Origin of the sequence: Ectothiorhodospira sp. BSL-9, from assembly GCF_001632845.1 — a bacterium.
Classification (GTDB): Bacteria; Pseudomonadota; Gammaproteobacteria; order Ectothiorhodospirales; family Ectothiorhodospiraceae; genus Ectothiorhodospira.
This window is the reverse complement of record NZ_CP011994.1, coordinates 2,274,115-2,287,926: the sequence shown is the minus strand read 5'-3', so window position 1 is coordinate 2,287,926 and position 13,812 is coordinate 2,274,115. Positions and strand designations below refer to the sequence as shown.

The 13,812-nt window shown below is 63.7% G+C and carries 13 protein-coding genes; 7 read left to right on the top strand and 6 right to left on the bottom strand.

Translation table 11 applies throughout. The features are described from left to right. Position 1: 1 nt before the first annotated feature. A complete protein-coding gene (gene grxD, locus ECTOBSL9_RS10730; protein WP_063466148.1) occupies positions 2-319 on the bottom strand; it encodes a Grx4 family monothiol glutaredoxin in 318 nt (105 codons plus the stop codon). A gap of 120 nt (positions 320-439) precedes the next feature. Then, positions 440-2,215, bottom strand: coding sequence for an N-acetylglutaminylglutamine amidotransferase (locus ECTOBSL9_RS10725; protein WP_063465042.1), 1,776 nt, complete (start codon positions 2,213-2,215; stop codon positions 440-442). Between the two features lie 148 nt (positions 2,216-2,363). Here ECTOBSL9_RS10725 and ECTOBSL9_RS10720 point away from each other — a divergent pair, with 148 nt between their 5' ends. From ECTOBSL9_RS10720 to ppk1, 7 genes are all read left to right on the top strand, one after another. Then, on the top strand, positions 2,364-2,759 hold the full coding sequence (locus ECTOBSL9_RS10720; protein ID WP_063465041.1) for a nucleotidyltransferase domain-containing protein: 396 nt from the start codon (positions 2,364-2,366) through the stop codon (positions 2,757-2,759). Beyond that, a complete protein-coding gene (locus ECTOBSL9_RS10715) occupies positions 2,749-3,186 on the top strand; it encodes a DUF86 domain-containing protein (protein ID WP_063465040.1) in 438 nt (145 codons plus the stop codon). The genes ECTOBSL9_RS10720 and ECTOBSL9_RS10715 overlap by 11 nt, the downstream gene beginning before the upstream one ends. Positions 3,187-3,274: 88 nt before the next feature. Beyond that, entirely contained in the window at positions 3,275-3,829 is a 555-nt protein-coding gene (locus tag ECTOBSL9_RS10710; RefSeq protein ID WP_063465039.1) for a glutathione peroxidase, read from the top strand. Between the two features lie 172 nt (positions 3,830-4,001). Then, positions 4,002-4,586 carry a superoxide dismutase gene (locus ECTOBSL9_RS10705; RefSeq protein WP_063465038.1) on the top strand — a complete coding sequence of 195 codons (585 nt, stop codon included), beginning with the start codon at positions 4,002-4,004 and terminating at the stop codon, positions 4,584-4,586. 226 nt (positions 4,587-4,812) lie between these two features. Then, the gene (locus tag ECTOBSL9_RS10700; protein WP_063465037.1) at positions 4,813-5,991 is read left to right on the top strand and encodes an acetylornithine transaminase; all 1,179 of its coding nucleotides are present in this window, start codon (positions 4,813-4,815) and stop codon (positions 5,989-5,991) included. Positions 5,992-6,000: 9 nt separating this feature from the next. Beyond that, positions 6,001-6,930 (top strand): ornithine carbamoyltransferase, encoded by a 930-nt coding sequence (gene argF, locus ECTOBSL9_RS10695; protein WP_063465036.1) that lies wholly within the window; start codon positions 6,001-6,003, stop codon positions 6,928-6,930. A 217-nt stretch (positions 6,931-7,147) separates the two neighbouring features. Continuing rightward, entirely contained in the window at positions 7,148-9,223 is a 2,076-nt protein-coding gene (ppk1, locus tag ECTOBSL9_RS10690; RefSeq protein ID WP_063466147.1) for a polyphosphate kinase 1, read from the top strand. A 30-nt stretch (positions 9,224-9,253) separates the two neighbouring features. Here ppk1 and ppx read toward each other — a convergent pair whose 3' ends face one another. From ppx to ECTOBSL9_RS10670, 4 genes are all read right to left on the bottom strand, one after another. Beyond that, a complete protein-coding gene (gene ppx, locus ECTOBSL9_RS10685) occupies positions 9,254-10,753 on the bottom strand; it encodes an exopolyphosphatase (RefSeq protein ID WP_063465035.1) in 1,500 nt (499 codons plus the stop codon). A gap of 21 nt (positions 10,754-10,774) precedes the next feature. Continuing rightward, positions 10,775-11,290, bottom strand: a complete 516-nt coding sequence (locus ECTOBSL9_RS10680) for a histidine phosphatase family protein (RefSeq protein WP_063465034.1) — start codon at positions 11,288-11,290, stop codon at positions 10,775-10,777. A gap of 191 nt (positions 11,291-11,481) precedes the next feature. After that, positions 11,482-12,156, bottom strand: a complete 675-nt coding sequence (locus tag ECTOBSL9_RS10675; RefSeq protein ID WP_063465033.1) for a PhoU domain-containing protein — start codon at positions 12,154-12,156, stop codon at positions 11,482-11,484. A gap of 22 nt (positions 12,157-12,178) precedes the next feature. Continuing rightward, positions 12,179-13,306 (bottom strand): sodium:phosphate symporter, encoded by a 1,128-nt coding sequence (locus ECTOBSL9_RS10670; RefSeq protein WP_063465032.1) that lies wholly within the window; start codon positions 13,304-13,306, stop codon positions 12,179-12,181. Positions 13,307-13,812 lie beyond the last annotated feature (506 nt).

Genomic DNA, 13,812 nt, shown 5'->3' with positions numbered 1-13,812 from the left:
CTTACTCCCCCGCCGCCTCCGCCACCAGGGTCTGCAGCTCTCCCGACTCGAACATCTCCAGGGTGATGTCACAGCCGCCGATCAATTCACCCTTTACGTAGATCTGCGGGAAGGTGGGCCAGTTGGCGAAGCTGGGCAGGCTCTGCATGACGTCCTGGTCGGCCAGCACGTTCACGTAGGCAAAGGGCTTACCGCACTCCTTGAGCGCCGATACCGCCCGGTTGGAGAACCCGCACATGGGAAACTGCGGAGTGCCCTTCATGTAAATGACGACGGGGTTTTCTTCCACCTGCTGACGGATGCGGTCGAGAGCGTCCACTTGCATTACCTCGTGTTGTCTTGTGTTGATGATGCGTCGGTCGGGCCGTTGTCGCTATGACCCGACCATACCTGATTAATTCCGTATGGTACCACGGGACAGGGGCCGCTCCCATGGCGCTCAGGAGATGCCCTGGCGCTGTAGCCAGAACTCCAGCAGGGCCAGATGCCAGAGCTTGCTGCCCTGGATGCGGGTGAGGTGCTTCTCCGGCTCGGCCAGCAAGCGCTCCACGTAATCCCGCTGATACAGCCCCCGCTCCCGACAGGCCTGGGAGTCCAGGATGTCACGCATGAAGTCCAGGAACGGGCCGCGCACGTATTTCAGCGCCGGTAGCGGGAAATAGCCCTTGGGGCGATCGATCACCGAATCCGGCAACAGCCCTCGGGAGATGTGCTTGAGCACCCCCTTGCCCCCCTCGGCCAGCTTGAGTTCCGGTGGCATGCGTGCGGCCAGTTCCACCAGTTCGTGATCCAGGAAGGGCACCCGGGCCTCCAGACCCCAGGCCATGGTCATGTTGTCCACACGCTTGACCGGATCATCCACCACCAGGGTGGTCACATCCAGGCGCAGCACCGCATCCAGCAGGGTATCGGCCCCCGGCTCGCTCAGGGCCGCCTCGATCAGGGCACGGGTGTGATCCTCGCTCACCAGTTCCGGGGCCAGCATCTGCAGGAACTCGTCGTGATCCCGGTCGAAGTAATGCCGCGCGAAGCGCTCCACCCGAGAGCCCTCCGTTTCAGCCACCATGCGCGGGTACCAGAAATAGCCGGCGAAGACCTCGTCGGCCCCCTGCCCCGACTGCACCACCTTCACATGCTGGGACACCTGCTCGGACAGCAGGTAGAAGGCCACCGCATCCTGACCCACCATGGGCTCGGCCATCTGGTCCACCGCCTCGGGCAGACGCTGCAGCACCTGGTCGTTGGGCACGTGGAAGCGATGATGGACCGTGGCGTAACGCTCGGCCACCGGATCGGAGAACTCGAACTCGCTGCCCTTCTCCTCGGGCTGATCCTCGAAGCCCACGGTAAAGGTCTGCAGGTTACGGGCCCCGGACTCGGCCAGCAGGGCCACCAGCAGGCTGGAATCCAGCCCACCGGAGAGCAGCACGCCCACCGGCACATCCGCCACCTCCAGCCGCTTTTTCACCGCCTGGCGCAGGCTGTCGTGGATGGCCTGGGTCCATTCCTCCGGGGACAACGGCGTGTCGGGGCGGCGGGCCTCCAGGGTCCAGTAGCGCTGCAGCCGGGTACCGCCATCGCGCTCAACGGTCAGGGTATGACCGGGGCGCAGCTTGCGCACGCCCTTGAACAGGGTGCGCGGCGCCGGCACCACCGCGTGCAGCGTGAAGTGATGATGCAGGGCCATGGGGTCAAAGCCGGTGTCCACATCCCCGGCCGCCAGCAGGGCCTGGATATTGGAGGCAAAGCGCAGGCGCTGATCGGTCAGGCTGTAATACAGGGGCTTGATGCCCATCCGATCGCGGCCCATGAACAGACGCTGTTCACGCAGATCCCAGACCGCAAAGGCGAACATGCCATGGAAGCGTTTGACGCAGTCCTCTCCCCAGGCATGGTAGGCCTTGAGGATCACCTCGGTATCCCCGGTGGAGAAGAAGCGATACCGGCCAGCCAGCTCCGCGCGCAGTTCCCGGAAGTTGTAGAGGGTGCCGTTGAAGACCACCGCCAGGCCCAGCTCCGGGTCCACCATGGGCTGGTTGGAGCGTTCCGACAGGTCCAGGATGGACAGGCGCCGATGCCCGAAGGCCAGGGGGCCATCGGAGTAACTCCCCTCGTGATCAGGCCCCCGACGCTCCAGCCGATCCAGCATGCGCCGGATGGAGGTCAGGTCGGGCCGGGTGCCCTTGAAATGCAGTTCGCCGCAGATGCCGCACATGAAGCATGATTCCTTGGTTGTTTCCAGGCTGAGCTCAGGATGTCATTATTTCAGGCACCGCCGGTGCCGTCACCTCGGGGGCCCTGATTGCGGCCGGCCTGCCCCCCAAGGACAAACACGATAAACTCAAGGGAACGGGAGGAAACCGATGAATCAGGCAGAGATCATTCAGCGACTGCAAGACCGGGTGCCGGGGCTCATGGGCATTTATGCCTTTGGCAGCCGCATTCACGGAACGGCCGGGCCCGACAGTGACCTGGACCTGGCGGTGCTGGTGGCGGGATATGCCGATGTCCTGCTGCTCTGGGAGGTCTCCGGCGAACTGGCGGATGTGGCGGGCTGCCCGGTGGACCTGGTGGATCTACGGGCTGCCTCCACGGTGATGCAATATCAGATCATCACCCGCGGGGAGCGCTGGTGGGCCCTGGATACCCGCACCGCGCTCTACGAAGCCGCCATACTCAGCGAGAAGACCGAACTCGACACGGCCCGCGCGGGCCTGCTGGAGGATATCGGCAAACGGGGGCGGGTCCATGGTGGATGATGTCCTGCTCAACAAGGCAGCCACCATCGAGCGCTGCGTGGCCCGGGCCCGAGAGGAGTATGCGGCCAATCCCGAGGGATTCCACCAGGACTACACGCGCCAGGATGCGGCGATCCTCAACATACAGAGGGCCTGCGAAGCGGCTCTGGACATGGGACAGCACCTGATCCGCCGCGAACGCCTGGGCGCGCCTCAGAGTGCCCGGGACGTCTTCACGCTGCTGCATCGCGGCGGCTGGATCGAGGCGGATCTGGCTGATGTCCTGAAACGCATGGTGGGCTTTCGGAATATCGCGGTTCACGATTACCAGAGCCTGCAGATAGCCATCACCATCAGCATCATCAAACACCATCTGGATGATTTTCTGGCCTATTCCAGTCGTATCCTGAAGGCTGATGCTCGGCGGGAGGCCGGCAACAAGCCCTGATCCATGTCGGGCCTCGGCCACCAAAACCAACCTCAGAACTCAAGCTTTACCGAGTGGTCTCAACTGCAACACTCCATGGAGGCCCGTCATGATCCGATTCCTGCTCGTCTGCCTGCTGATTCCCTTGCTTGCGTCCCCGGCTTTTGCGGTGCAGGAACCGCCCGGCTATGCAGAGCTTTTCGATCACGACATGCGGCGCCTGCATTCCAGCGAGGTGGTGAACCTGCGGGAGCGATTCGCTGGCCAGCCGTTGCTGATCGTCAATACCGCGAGCCATTGCGGCTTTACCGGTCAGTTCTCGGGCCTGGAAGCGGTCCATGAAAAATACGCCGACAGGGGGCTCAAGGTGATGGGATTTCCCTCCAACGACTTCAATCAGGAGGCCAGCGACGAGGCAGAGACGGCCCGGGTGTGCTTTCGCAACTTCGGGGTGAGCTTCGACATGTTCGCACCCATTGGGGTCCGGGGAGATGACGCCCATCCCATCTTCCAGGAACTGGCGCGACAGAGCCGTGCGCCCCGCTGGAACTTCTACAAGTATCTGGTGGACCGGAACGGCCAGGTGGTCGCCGCCTATTCCAGCATGGTTTCCCCGGAGTCCCGCCGCTTCGAACGGGCCATCGAGGATCTGCTGGGCAACTAAGGCCCCATCCCCGTCCTCCAGACGCAATCCAGTCCCGGTGGCAGCGGCCCCACCCCTGGCCCCCATCCCTGACCTTGTGACAGGATTGAGCTATTCCAATAGGCACGCCCCTGATTTAGACTGAGTCCAGATTTTCACGCCGCACCGAACGCGGCCAGCAAGGAGACGATGCATGAACCACGAACTGCCTTCCCTGCCTTACGACAAAAAGGCCCTGGAACCCCATATCTCTGCCGAGACGCTGGAGTATCACCACGACAAGCACCACGCCACCTATGTGACGAACCTCAACAAGCTGATCGCGGGGACCGAATTCGAGAACCTGTCGCTGGAGGACATCATCAGAAAGGCGCCAGCCGGCGGCATCTTCAACAATGCGGCGCAGGTGTGGAACCACACCTTCTACTTCAACGGCCTGAGCCCCGATGGCGGCGGTGAACCCACCGGCGCCCTGGCGGATGCCATCAATCAAGCCTTTGGCTCGTTCGCGGAATTCAAGGAAAAATTCGCCGCCTCGGGTGCCGGCAACTTTGGTTCCGGCTGGACCTGGCTGGTGAAGAACCCCAGCGGCCAGGTGGAGATCGTGAACACCAGCAATGCCCAGACCCCGCTGACCGACGGCAGCATGACGCCCCTGCTGACCATGGATGTATGGGAGCATGCCTACTATATCGACTACCGGAACGCGCGCCCCAAGTACATTGAAAACTTCTTCAATGTGGTGAATTGGGATTTTGTGGCAAAGAACTTCGGGTAAGAAGGATCTCTCCCTTCTCCCCTCGGGGGAGAAGGGCCGGGGATGAGGGGGCAAGCGGCGGGCACTCAGCCAGGGGACGATTTTGCGTGTTGACCCGCGGCATCGTATGATCCTGGGCAGGAATAGGGAACCACCCATCGTTCCATCACGATGATCCGGCACATGGAGCGCCATGCAGGCGGCAGCCACGAGCTGCCTTTTTTCGTTTATGGAGGGGACTCACTCGATGTCAGACGCCCTGGTGCACAACTACAAGCGCCAACCGGTGGCCTTTGAGCGCGGTGAAGGTGCCTGGCTGTGGGACAGCCAGGGGCGGCGCTACCTGGACGCCCTCTCGGGCATCGCCGTGTGCGGCCTGGGCCATGCACACCCGGCAGTGGCCCAGGCCCTGTGTGAGCAGGCCCGTACCCTGGTGCATACCTCGAATCTCTACGAGATCCCCCTGCAAACCCGCCTGGCCGAGCGACTCACCCAGGCGGCCGGGATGCAGCAGGCCTTTTTCTGCAACTCCGGCGCCGAGGCCAACGAAGCGGCACTGAAGCTGGCGCGTCTGCACGGGCATGGCAAGGGTGTGGAGCGCCCCACCGTCATCGTCATGGAGGGCAGTTTCCACGGCCGCACCCTGGCCACCCTCACCGCCACCGGCAATGCCGCCATTCAAAAGGGCTTCGCGCCCCTGGTGGAAGGGTTTGTCCGTGTTCCCCACGGGGACCTGGCGGCAGTGCAAGCCCTGAGCGACCACCCGGACGTGGTGGCCGTGCTGGTGGAGCCCATCACGGGAGAGGGCGGCATCCGCATCCCGCCCGCCGGCTATCTCAAGGGCCTGCGTGCACTCTGCGACCAGGCTGGCTGGCTGCTCATGCTGGACGAGATCCAGGCGGGTATCGGCCGTACCGGGGAGCTGTTCGCCTACCAGCACGAAGACGTGACTCCGGATGTGCTCAGCCTGGCCAAGGGCCTGGGCAATGGCGTACCCATCGGGGCCACCCTGGTGGCCGGCCCGGCCAGGGGCCTGTTCACACCCGGCACCCACGGCACCACCTTTGGTGGCAATCCGCTGGTTTGCGCCGCCGCGCTGGCAGTGCTCGACACCCTGGAACAGCAGGATCTTCCCAATCAGGCGCGGCGCATGGGTGAGTATCTGCTGGAGGGTTTCGCCAAGCGCCTGAACGGGCACCCCGCCGTGTGTCAGATCCGTGGCAAGGGCCTGATGATCGGCATCGAGCTGGACCGCCCCTGTGCCGAACTGGTGGCTCAGGCCCTGGAAGCCGGCCTGCTGATCAACGTCACCGCGGAGCGCGTGATCCGCCTGCTGCCCCCCTTGATCATTGACCAGGCCCAGGCCGATGAAATCATCGATACCGTCGCCACCCTGGTGGAACGATTCGCGGCCCAGGCCGCCTGAGGAGTACCCATGGCTGTTCGTCATTTCCTGTCCCTGCTGGACCTGTCCACGGAGGAGCTGCGTCACCTGATCCAGCGCGCCATGCAGATGAAGGTGCAGCAGCGCGAGGGCACCCCCCATGCCTCCCTGGCCGGCAAGACCCTGGCCATGATCTTCGAGAAATCCTCCACCCGCACCCGGGTATCCTTTGAGGTGGGCATGCAGCAGCTGGGCGGCCATGCCCTGTTCCTGTCCCCCAAGGACACCCAGCTGGGTCGCGGTGAGCCCATCGAGGACTCGGCCCGTGTGCTCTCGCGCATGGTGGATGCAGTGATGATCCGCACCTATGAGCATGAAAAGGTGGAACGCTTTGCCGCCTACTCCCGGGTGCCGGTGATCAACGGCCTCACCGATCTTGAGCATCCCTGTCAGTTGCTGGCCGACATGCAGACCTGGTTCGAGTTGCGCGGCGACATCGCCGGTCGCACCGTGGTGTGGGTGGGCGATGGCAACAACATGTGCCACAGTTACATCCACGCCGCCGAGCGCCTGGGGTTCGAGTTGCGCATCACCTGTCCCGAGGGTTACGACCCGGATCCGCTGATCCTGGCCTCGGGCGGGCGGTCGGTGCACATGGTGCGGGATCCCATGGAGGCCGCCGAGGGAGCCCATCTCATCGTCACCGACGTGTGGGCCAGCATGGGTCAGGAACAGGAACAATCGGCGCGCCGCCGAGCCTTCGGGGATTACGTGGTCACCAGCGAACTCATGGCCCGCGCCGCCCCGGATGCCCTGTTCATGCACTGCCTTCCGGCACACCGGGAGGAAGAGGTGAGCACCGAGGTGCTGGAAGGACCGCAGAGCGTGGTCTGGGACGAGGCGGAAAACCGGCTTCATGCCCAGAAGGCCCTGCTGGAGTTCCTGCTGGCCTGGGATACGCAGCGCCTGCCGGAGTCCTGAACCCCTCATGGGTCTTGCCGGGCACTGTCATGGAATGTTCATGCACATGGGCTAGTGTGCCGGCACGCCTGTAAAGGCGCTGCGCCTGGGGTACACTGCAACCAGGATGCACTGCACTTGTGGGAGCGGCCCTTGGCCGCGAAAAGCGACTTCCATACAGCGAGTGTGGCAGGCATGAGCCCCTTCCGCCGGGCCGATAGCAGCTGACTGGATGACCATGACCGATATTGACCTGAGCAACCCGGAACTCTATCTCAATCGTGAGCTGAGCCTGCTGGCCTTCAATCAGCGAGTGCTGGAGCTGGCCAAACAGGAGAACATGCCCCTGCTGGAGCGGCTGCGCTATCTGTGCATCTCCTCCACCAACCTGGATGAGTTTTTCGAGATCCGGGTGGCCGGGCTCAAGCAGCAACTCGCCCTGGGCGTGAGCAATCCGGGCCCCGACGGCCTGAGCGCTGGCGAACAGCTGGCACGGGTCGGTCAGTGCGCCCACGACCTGGTGGACGACCAGTACAGTACACTCAACGACATCCTCATCCCCGCCCTGGCCAAGGCCAACATCCGCTTCGTGCGCCGCACCCAGTGGACCGCGGACCAGGCCGAATGGGTGAAGGAATTCTTCAACATGGAGCTGTTGCCGGTGCTCTCCCCCCTGGGGCTGGACCCGGCCCACCCCTTCCCGCGCATCCTCAACAAGAGCCTGAACTTTATCGTCACCCTGGAGGGCAAGGATGCTTTCGGTCGCGAGAGCCGCATGGCCGTGGTACAGGCGCCGCGCTCCCTGCCCCGCCTGGCCCGCCTGCCCCGGGAACTGGCCAAGGGCGACCACGACTTTGTGTTCCTGTCTTCCATCCTGCATGCCCATGTGGGCGAGCTGTTCCAGGGCATGAAGGTGACCGGCTGCTACCAGTTCCGCCTCACTCGCAACTCGGACCTGTTCGTCCATGAGGAGGAGATCGACGACCTGCTCATGGCCCTGGAGGGGGAGTTGCCCCAACGCAATTACGGCGAGGCCGTGCGCCTGGAGGTGGCCGACAACTGCCCCGACAAGGTGGCGGACTTCCTGCTGCGCCAGTTCAAGCTGGGCCGGGAGGACCTGTATCAGGTGAACGGCCTGGTGAACCTGAACCGGCTCATGGCCGTGCATGAACTGGTGGATCGCCCGGACCTGAAATTCCCGCCCTTTGTCCCTGCCCTGCCCCCGTCGCTCACCTCTGCCTCGGACATCTTCCACACCATCCGCCGCGGCGATGTGCTGCTGCATCACCCCTATCAGTCCTTCGTTCCGGTGGTGGAGTTCATCCGCCAGGCTGCCCGCGACCCGAATGTGCTGGCCATCAAGCAGACCTTGTACCGCACCGGCGTACGCTCCCAACTGGTGGATATCCTGGTGGAGGCAGCCCAGGCGGGCAAGGAAGTGACCGTGGTGATTGAACTGCGGGCTCGCTTTGACGAAGAGGCCAATATCCAGCTGGCCAACCGCCTGCAGGATGCAGGCGCCCATGTCACTTATGGTGTGGTGGGCTACAAGACTCACGCCAAGATGCTCATGGTGGTGCGCCGGGAAAAGAGCCAGATCAAGCGTTACGTGCACCTGGGCACCGGCAACTACCACGCCGGCACGGCACGGGCCTATACCGACCTGGGTCTTCTGACCGCCGACAAGGTGGTGGGCGAGGACGTGCACAAGATCTTCCAGCAGCTCACGGGCCTTGGCAAGGTGTCCAAGCTGCGCAAGCTGCTGCAATCACCCTTTACCCTGCACTCGGGCATGATTGAGCGTATCGATCGGGAGATCGAACACGCCAAGGCCAACCGGGGCGGGCGCATCATTGCCCGCATGAACTCCCTGATCGAGCCACGCCTGGTGCAGGCCCTGTATCGCGCCTCCCAGGCCGGGGTGAAGATCGAGCTTGTGGTTCGGGGGATCTGCGCACTACGCCCCGGAGTACCGGGTGTCTCGGAGAACATCCAGGTGCGCTCCGTGATGGGCCGGTTTCTGGAGCACTCCCGGGTGTTTTACTTCAAGAACGGTGACACCCCGGAGGTCTTCCTCTCCAGCGCCGACTGGATGCAGCGCAACTTCTTCCGCCGGGTGGAGACCGCCTTCCCGGTGGATCATCCGGATCTTCGTGAGCGGGTGTTGAATGAGTCCCTGCTGGCCTATGTGGCCGACAACACCCAGACCTGGGTGCTGCAGAGTGACGGCACCTACCAGCGCCTGAAGCCCACTGGAAACCAGAAACCCCGGTCGGCACAGCAGGAACTGCTGGAACTGCTCACCGGGCCCTGATGAGGATCCGGTTCCAGGCGCTACCCATCCTTACTCGAACTTGAGCTTGAACTGCGCATTTCGCAGGTGTTCAGCCTCACGCTCCAGATCCGCCCGCGTCAGAGGATGAGCCTCCAGCCAACCCTCGGCCAGGCGCAATTTGAGACCCCGATCCTTGACCCTGATCTCCTTGACGGGCACTTCAATATCGGTACGGGCCCGGTGCAGCAGTACCGCCATACGCAACAGGATCGCCAATCGCTGCAGCACGCGGCGTTCCCGGGTCGGCAGGGCCTCGAAGAGCTTGGCGGGAAACTTGCGGCGGTGGGCACGCACCAGCAGGGCCATGCGCTGCTGCCCCTGCAGGGTGAAGCCGGCCAGGTCGGCGTTTTCAACCAGATAGGCACCGTGCTTGTGGTACTGGCTATGGGAGATGCTCAGGCCTAACTCATGCAACCGGGCCGCCCAGGCCAGGCTCTCGGCATCGTCCTGATCCAGCCCCCACTCCTCGCCCACGCGCTCCACCAGCTGCAGGCTGGTGTGCTCCACCCGCAGGGCGTGGGCCTCGTCCACCTGAAAGCGCTTCATCAGACCATTGATGGTGCGGCTGCGCACATCCTCGTGGCCGTTGCGGCCCAGCAGGTCATAGACCAGCCCTTCCCGCAAGGCCCCGTCGGAGACCCGCATGTGCTCGATCTCCAGGGCCTCGAAGATGGATACGAGCACCACCACCCCGCCCGCCAGCACCGGTCGTCGATCCTCGCTCAGGCCCTTGAGGTCGACGCGATCCACATGCCCGGCCTTCAACAAGGCCTCTCGCAGCTTGCGTAACCCATCCATGGAAATCCCGTTCTCGCACCAGCCCTGCTCACGCAGGATCTTCTCTACTGCCAGCAAAGTCCCGGAGGCCCCCAGGGACTCCTGCCAGCCCACGCGCTTGTATTGGCCCTCAATGGGCTGCAACTCCAGCCGGGCTGCGATCTCGGCGGCGCGCCAGGCGGTGGTCTTGATCTCCCCGTTGGGGAAGTACCAGCGCCCCATGCTCACGCAGCCCATGTGCAGGCTCTCCATGTGGATCGGTTCGAAGCGCTCCCCGATGATGAGTTCGGTACTGCCCCCACCGATATCCACCACCAGGCGCCGTCCACCATCGTCCGCCAGGGAGTGGGCCACCCCCAGGTAGATCAGGCGCGCCTCCTCGCGTCCGCCAATGATCTCGATGGGATGCCCCAGGGCCTCGCGGGCCCGCTCCTGAAAGTCGCCCGCGTCCCTGGCCTTGCGCAGGGTGTTGGTCCCCACGGCGCGCACACTGCCCAAGGGCAGTTCCCGCACCCGCTGGCCGAAACGCCCCAGGCAGGCCAGGCCCCGCTCCATGGCCTCATCGCTGATATTGCCGCGATTGTCCAGACCGCTGGCCAGGCGCACGGTCTCGCGCAGACGGTCCAGCACGTGGACCTGACCGTCACGCACCCGGGCCACGATCATATGAAAACTGTTGGATCCCAGGTCCACGGCGGCGATGGTGTCGAAAGGCTGGCGACGTCGAAACATGAGAGTAAACCGGGTTGAGGGTCAGAGCCGACGCAACTGACGTTGGGTGAGAAGCCAGTGCAGCGTCGCACATCCGGCCCGGGGCGGGCCACTCAGCTGCAGGGCGCAGGCGCCACCCTTTTTCATCCTCACGAGGGATTGGGGCCGTTCGGTCATCAACCATCCGGCGAGGCGGGACAGGTGGGGCTCATGCCCCACGAGGGTGAGGGTGCGCCCTGCCCGCTGCTGCAGGAGCGCGTCATCCAGGCTGTCGGGATGGGCCTCGGGCACCAGGGATGCATTGATCTCCGCGGGGCCGGTGGTGGGCAGGTATTCGGCGAGGATGTCCGCAGTCTGGCAGGCCCGGGTGTAGGGGCTGCTCACCAGGGTGGTCGGCCCCTTGAGCAGCCTGGCCAGGCCCTGGGCAGCCAGGTGCATGCGCTCCACGCCCTGATCGGTGAGCGGGCGCAGGTCATCCGGTTGGCCGGTGCGGGCGAACTCCACCGCATCACCGGCCTGTGCGTGGCGCACGAGAATGAGTCCGAAGGTCTGTTCCACGTTGCCTGCCTCCCCTGCCTGATCATGGTGGTCTTCTACAACGTTCCTGCCCCAATGGGAGTCACCCCAAACAGGGGGCCCCTCTGTGGGAGCTGGCCTGCCGGCGAAGCGCTGCGGCAGCAGCGCCCTGCTTTGGGGCCGCCGCTTTCGCGGGCAAGGCCCGCTCCTGCAGGCCCGGGTTGCAGATCCGATCAGGCATCCTTGCCCGGGTAGAAATCCAGATCCTCCAGCCGTCCGAGCACGGCGGTGGCGATGTTGGCCAGGTGGCCGGCCACGCGCTTGTAATGACGTGCCAGCAGGGAATAGGCAACGGCCTCATGGAACTCGATCTGCCCCTCGTCACGGAACAGTTCCCGGATGATCTCATCGCAGCGACGACGCATCTCGGCGGCCTGCAGCAGGGCCTTGCCGGCATGACCTTCGTCCGATTGACGAGTGGCCTCGATCACGGCAGAGAACATGACCAGCATCTGCTCGGCCATTTCGTCCAGGGGCTTTTGGTATTTTTCCACATGGAAGCCCTCGGTGTAGAGACATCCCACCTCGAACACGCTCTTGCAATAGTCACCTATACGCTCGGCGTCCTTGGCCACGCTCATCAGGGCCAGGCAGATGGCCACGTCGTAACCCGGATTCACCGTCAGATGCCGCAACACCTTGCGACGGATGGAACGCTCCAGGGCGTTGATGGCCTGATCCCGCTCATAGAGGCTGTCGCCCACCTGTTCGGCGGGCGTGCGGCCATGCAGTACATCATTGGCCTGCTCGAACATCCAGCGGCCATGATCCAGCATGTCCGTGAGGTTTTCAAAGGCCCGGTTGACCGTGTTTTCGGAGACCAGGGCGGTATAGAGCTGTCGAAACATCGAATGAGAACCTCAACAGAGATCAGCGCAGGCTCAGAAACAATTCCGTGGCACCGATACCCACCAGGGGAATGATCAAGAATACGCCAAAAAGGAACATGAACGCGTAACTGGGTTTACGACCGGCCAATCCACCGTACCAGATGGCCACCCGCAGGGGGATGCGTCGCAGCGGATACCAGATGGCGGTGCCCGTGAGATTGAACATCACATGGAACAGGGCCACCGTCATGGCCGCGGCCATGGGGTTGGCGGTGGCCGCCAGCACACTGGTGACCGTGGTACCCAGATTGGCGCCCATCATGAATGGAAGCACGCGGCGGATGCGCACCACCCCGGCGCCTGCCAGAGGCACCATCAGACTGCTGGTGATGGTACTGGACTGCACCAGCACGGTGGACACCAGTCCGACACTGTAGGCCCGTGGATCGGTGCGGAAGAAATAATTGCGGAACAGCCCGTCCACGTGGCGCAGCAGTGCGCCTCGCAGATTTTTCACCATAAGGATCAGGGCGATGAACATCAAGACCAGCCCCAGTGCCGCCACCACCAGCCCCTCACTGGTGGCGGTGTTGGTCACGCCCGCGCCCACGAACTCGACGCTATTGACCACCGGCGCGGTGATCACCTTGATCGGACTATCGGGGCGGGCCACCTCCTCCAGACCGACCACCCCGCTCAGCCAGGCCGCCCCCTGGGTGAAGATGCCACGGCCGGTTTCATGGAACCAGCCGGTGATCCATTCCACGGGGAATATGACCATGACGGTGAGGATGTTGAAGAAGTCATGGAGCAATGCGGCGGTGAAGGAGCGGCGAAAATTCCGGCGGATGCGGATGTTGGCCAGGGCCACGATCACGCCGGTGACGGCGGTGCCGATATTGGCCCCCATAATGGCAAAGACCCCGGTGCCCAGCGACATTTCGCCGGTGGCCACCAGGGTCACGATGAGCGCCGAGGTGAACGAGGAGCTCTGTACGATCATGGTGACCAGCACCCCGGCCAGCAGAGCGATGAAGGGGTTTTCCCCGTAGGCAAAGGCCCGCTCGAGGAAGTCGCTCTCGCCGCCGAAGGTGCCCAGGCCGCTTCCCAGGACGTTCAACGCCGCCAGGAACAGATAAAGGCATATCCCGGCATAGATCCCGCGCATCCAGGCAGGAACTTCCCTTCGTTGCGTGCGGGTCAAGGCAGGCGTATCCGGAAAAGGAGTGTGTTTCTTGAACATCTGGAGTTTCCTAAATCCACGATTTCCGTAGGGTCGGAAAGGCATGCGAAACGCTGCGGGCGCTGCTGCGGCGGCGAATGGCGAGGGCCTGACACGCGGTGACTGTCGGACGATGCCGGCGTCATGTCATGGATTGCTGGTGTGGATCCTGGATGAGGTGGGAATCAGGGCCGGCAGATACTGGAACTCGCGGCATGAAAGGGTCTCCGAGGCGTCGGGAAGATGCGTTTGATTGGCAGCATGGCGTCTGAATCCGGATCTGGCCGGCATTGTAACGGAAGTGTCACGGCGGGAGGGAGTCGAGTGTGGTTTTTGTGCCGAACTGTGAGGTCAGGCCGGGCACCGTGGGAACTGGCCTGCCGGCGATGCGCTGCGAAAGCAGCGCCCTGCTGTGTGGCCGCCGCTTTCGCGGGCAAAGCCCGCTCCCACAG